The organism is Streptomyces sp. NPDC092952 (assembly GCF_044754785.1).
Taxonomy (GTDB): Bacteria; Actinomycetota; Actinomycetes; order Streptomycetales; family Streptomycetaceae; genus Streptomyces.
This window is the reverse complement of record NZ_JBIVPT010000052.1, coordinates 1-4958: the sequence shown is the minus strand read 5'-3', so window position 1 is coordinate 4958 and position 4958 is coordinate 1. Positions and strand designations below refer to the sequence as shown.

The window sequence follows — 4958 nt, the reverse complement described above, 5'->3', positions numbered from 1 at the left end:
AATACATGATCCCGGCCGCCATCATCACCCTCGACCAACTCCCCCTCACCACCCACGGCAAACTCGACCACAAAACCCTCCCCGACCCCGACTACGCCACCACCGAAGCGGACAGCGCCGCCGCCGAGACCCTGGCCGTACGCGGTCCGCAGGATCCCCGGCAGGAGATTCTGAGCGGGCTGTTCGCCGATGTACTCGGCCTCGAAAGCATCGGTGTCGACGAGGACTTCTTCGAGCTCGGCGGGCACTCCCTGCTCGCCATCCGGCTGGTCAGCCGGGTGCGGGCCGCGCTCGGCTTCGAGCTGACCATCCGGCAGGCCTTCGAGGCGAGTTCGGTGGCGAAGATACTGCGGCTGCTAGACAGCGCGGGCGGCGCCCGCGAGGCGGTCAGTGCCGTCGTGCCGCGCCCCGACCGGATTCCCGTGTCCTTCGCCCAGCAGCGGCTCTGGTTCCTGAACCGCCTCGAAGGGCCGAGCGCCACCTACAACATGCCGGTCTCACTGCGTCTGACCGGCACCCTCGACCGCCCGGCCCTTGAGGCGGCGCTGCGTGACGTCCTCGTACGCCACGAGTCCCTGCGCACGGTCTTCGCCGAGGACGCCGACGGCCCCCACCAGCGCGTCCTGCTTATCGAGGAGACGCCGGTCCCGCTGACCATCGTGCGCACCGACTCCGCCCGGGTCGCAGAGGAGCTGCAGGGGGCCGCGCGACACGGGTTCGACCTGTCCGCGGAATCTCCGCTGCGCGCCACACTGTTCGAGCTCGCGGAGCAGGAGCATGTGCTGCTCGTCCTCGTGCACCACATCGCCGGAGACGGCTGGTCCATGCCGCTACTCGCCCGCGACCTCACCACCGCCTATGCCGCACGCTGCGCGGGCGCCGCGCCCCGCTGGGAGCCGCTGCACGTGCAGTACGCGGACTTCACGCTGTGGCAGCGCGGCGTACTCGGCTCGGAGGACGACCCGGACAGCGCCATCGTGCGCCAACTCGCTTACTGGAAGCAGGCACTGGCGGGCCTGCCGCAGGAACTGGAGCTGCCCGCCGACCGCCCCCGCCCGGCCATCGCCTCGCACCGCGGTGCCCGGATCGCCTTCGAGATCCCCGACGAGGTGCACCGGCATCTGGCCACCGTCGCGCGCAAGGCCCAAGCGAGCCCGTTCATGGTGGTGCAGGCCGCCCTTGCGGCGCTGCTCTCCCGGCTCGGTGCCGGCAGCGACATCCCGCTCGGCAGCCCCATCGCCGGGCGCACCGACGCGGGCCTCGACGACCTCGTCGGCTTCTTCGTCAACACCCTCGTCCTGCGTACGGACACCTCGGGCGACCCCAGCTTCCAGGACCTGGTGGGCCGGGTCAGGAAGACCGCGCTCGCCGCCTACGCGCACCAGGACGTGCCCTTCGAGCGGCTTGTCGAGGTGCTCAACCCTGCCCGGTCGATGGCCCGCCACCCGCTGTTCCAGACGATGCTCACCTGGAACGCCACCGATCCGGCCGCCCCCGGCGCCGACACCTCGGCTCGCCTGAACGACCTGACCGTGACCCCACACCCGGTGGGCGCGGCCATCGCCAAGTTCGACCTGCTCTTCGCGTTCGTCGAGCGCGGCGCGGGAGGCTCCGCGCAGGGCCTGCGCGGCGTCCTGGAGTACAGCTCCGACCGCTACGACGAGGCCACGGCGGCCGCGCTCGTCGCCCGTTTCAAGGAGCTGCTCGGCGCCCTCGTCGTCGATCCGGCTCGCACCATCGGCTCAGTCGACCTGCTCACCGAGGACGAGCGCGAGCACCTCCTCGGCACGGTCAACGACACCGCACGGGAGCTGCCCGCCCGCTCGCTGTCAGCACTGTTCGCGGACCAGGTGGCCCGCACGCCGCACGCCACGGCCGCCCTGGACGAGGACGGCCGCGCGCTCAGCTACCGTGAACTCAACGCCCGCGCCGAACGTCTGGCCCGGCACCTCGTTGAACGGGGCGCAGGTCCGGAGCAGTTCGTGGCCGTCGCCCTCCCGCGCTCGCCCCGGCTGCTCGTCGCGCTGGTGGCGGTCCTCAAGACGGGGGCGGCGTACGTCCCCGTGGACCCGGAGTACCCGGCCGACCGCATCGTGTACATGATCGAGGACGCGGACCCTGTCCTCATCGTCACCGACGAGGCGGGCCGGGCGCTGCTGCCTGAGGGCACCGCGACCGTGACCGAGGACGAGGCGGCATCCAGCGCTGCTCCCCGCAGCACGGGGCCATTCGCCGATCCGTCCCCGCTGCACCCCGCCTACATGATCTACACCTCGGGTTCCACGGGCCGTCCCAAGGGGATCGTCATGCCCGCCGGAGCCGTTCGCAACCTGCTCGCCTGGCACCACCGGGCGCTCCCCGCCACCGCCGGCGCCGTGACCGCGCAGTTCACCGCGGTCAGCTTCGACGTCTCCGTACAGGAGATCCTGTCGGCGCTGCTGTCCGGGCAGACGCTCGTGGCCTGCCCCGAGGACGTCCGTCGCAGCCCCGAGCAGCTCGCGGCCTGGCTGGAGCGCACCGAGGTGCGCGAGTTGTACGCGCCCAACCTCGTCGTCGACGCCCTGGCACAGGCGGCTCGGGAGCAGGGCCTCGCCCTGCCCCGACTCGCCACCGTCGCCCAGGCGGGCGAGGCCCTCACCCTGCGCGACGACGTCCGCGCGTTCTTCACCGCCCCGGGCCGCCGCCTGCACAACCACTATGGGCCCGCCGAAACACACGTCGTCACCGCGTACGCGCTGCCGCCGGACCCCGCCGACTGGCCCGATCGCGCACCCATCGGCCGACCCGTCGACAACACTCGCGTCCACGTACTCGACGAGGCACTGCGCCCCGTGCCGACCGGTGTCGCGGGTGAACTGTACGTATCTGGCGACCAGTTGGCTCGCGGCTACCACAACCGTGCCGCGCTCACCGCCGAACGCTTCGTGGCCTGCCCGTTCGGCTCGCCCGGCGCACGCATGTACCGCACCGGCGACCGGGTCCGCTGGAATGCCGACAGCGACCTGGAGTACCTCGGCCGCGCCGACGACCAGGTCAAGCTGCGGGGTTTCCGCATCGAGCCCGGCGAGATCGAGGCCGTGCTCGCGGCCCGGCCCGAGGTGACCCGCGCCGTGGTCGTCCTGCGCGAGGACCGGCCGGGCGACCGGCGGCTCGTCGCGTACGTCGTCCCCGCCGGCGAGGCGGCCGCCGCGAGCGTGCTGCGCTCCGCCGTGGCCGATGCACTCCCCGACTACATGGTGCCGTCCGCCTTCATCGTCCTGGACGCGCTGCCGCTCACCGCGAACGGCAAACTGGACCGGGCGCGGCTGCCGGTACCCGAGCTCCGGTCCGCGGGTCGCGCACCGCGCTCGCCGCGCGAGGAGATCCTGTGCGGCCTGTTCGCGGAGATCACCGGCGCGGAGCAGGTCTCCGTCGACGACGGGTTCTTCGATCTCGGCGGCCACTCGCTCCTCGCCACCCGTCTGGTCAACCGGATCCGCTCGGCCTTCGGCGCCGAACTCACCGTCCGCCAGCTGTTCGAGGCGCCCACGGTCGCGGGCCTCACCGAGGTCCTCGACGCCGGTACGGGCCGGCCGGCCCGTACCGGCGTGACCCGGATCGTCCCGCGCCCCACGCGGGTGCCGCTCTCCTTCGCCCAGCGCAGGCTCTGGTTCCTCGACCGCTTCGAGGGCCCGAGCGCCACCTACAACATCCCGACCGCACTACGCCTGTCCGGCCCCCTCGACCACGACGCCCTGCGTGCCGCCCTCGCAGACGTGGCCGAACGCCACGAGTCCCTGCGCACGGTCTTCGCCGAGGACGCCGACGGCGCCTACCAGCGGGTGCTCGACCCGTCCGACGCCCATCCCGGACTACTCACTCCGCGCACCGACGACCTGACCGGGTCTCTGCACTCCGCCGCGCGGTACACCTTCGACCTGGAGCGAGAACTCCCCTTCAGAGCATGGCTGTTCCAGACGGGCGAGCAGGAGCACGTACTGCTGTTGCTCGTGCACCACATCGCCGGTGACGGCTGGTCGATGGGTCCGCTCTCGCGCGACCTGACCCAGGCGTACGCCGACCGGTGCGCGGGCCGGGCCCCGGCATGGGCGCCGCTGCCGGTCCAGTACGCCGACCACACGCTGTGGCAGCGGGATGCCCTCGGCACCGAAGAGGACGCGGACAGTGCGATTGCACGCCAACTGGCCTACTGGAAAATGGCGTTGAACGAACTGCCCGAAGAGCTCGCCCTGCCTGCGGACCGCACCCGCCCCGCCACCCCCACCTACCGGGGGGACCACGTCGAGTTCGACATCCCGGCGACACTGCACGCCCGGATCACCGAGGTCGCGCGTGCACACCGGGCCAGCCCGTTCATGGTGGTGCAGGCAGCGCTCGCCACGCTGCTGTCCCGGCTCGGCGCGGGTGACGACATCCCGCTCGGGACCCCGATCGCGGGCCGCACCGACGACGCGGTGGAGGACCTCGTCGGGTTCTTCGTCAATACGCTGGTGCTGCGCGCCGACCTGTCGGGCGACCCGACCTTCACCGAACTAATCAACCGGGTCAGGGAGTTCGACCTCGCCGCCTACGCGCACCAGGATGTGCCCTTCGAGCGCCTCGTCGAGCTCCTCAATCCGGCCCGCACCGCCTCACGCCACCCGCTCTTCCAGACCATGCTCACCTGGAACGACGGCACGCTGGCGGACGCCGGCCAGTCCACCCGGCTGCCGGGCGGACTGACGGTGACCGGCCATCCCGCCGGTACCGGCATCGCGAGGTTCGATCTGTCCTTCGCCTTCGAGGAACGCCCTGGCAACACCGGTCTACACGGCGCCCTCGTCTTCAGCACCGACCTGTACGACCGCGCCACGGCGCAGGTCATCGCGCAGCGGCTGGTGCGGGTCCTGGAGGCGGTGGTGGCCGATCCGTCCGTGCAGGTAGGCCGGGTGGAGGTGCTGTCCGCGGCCGAGCGCGAG

1 protein-coding gene is annotated in these 4958 nt (G+C 72.0%); it reads left to right on the top strand.

Annotation, left to right across the window (positions count from 1 at the left end; translation table 11 throughout):
• Positions 1-4958 (top strand): amino acid adenylation domain-containing protein (locus ACIQGQ_RS37135; RefSeq protein ID WP_402405091.1); only part of this gene is annotated, 4958 nt, incomplete at both ends.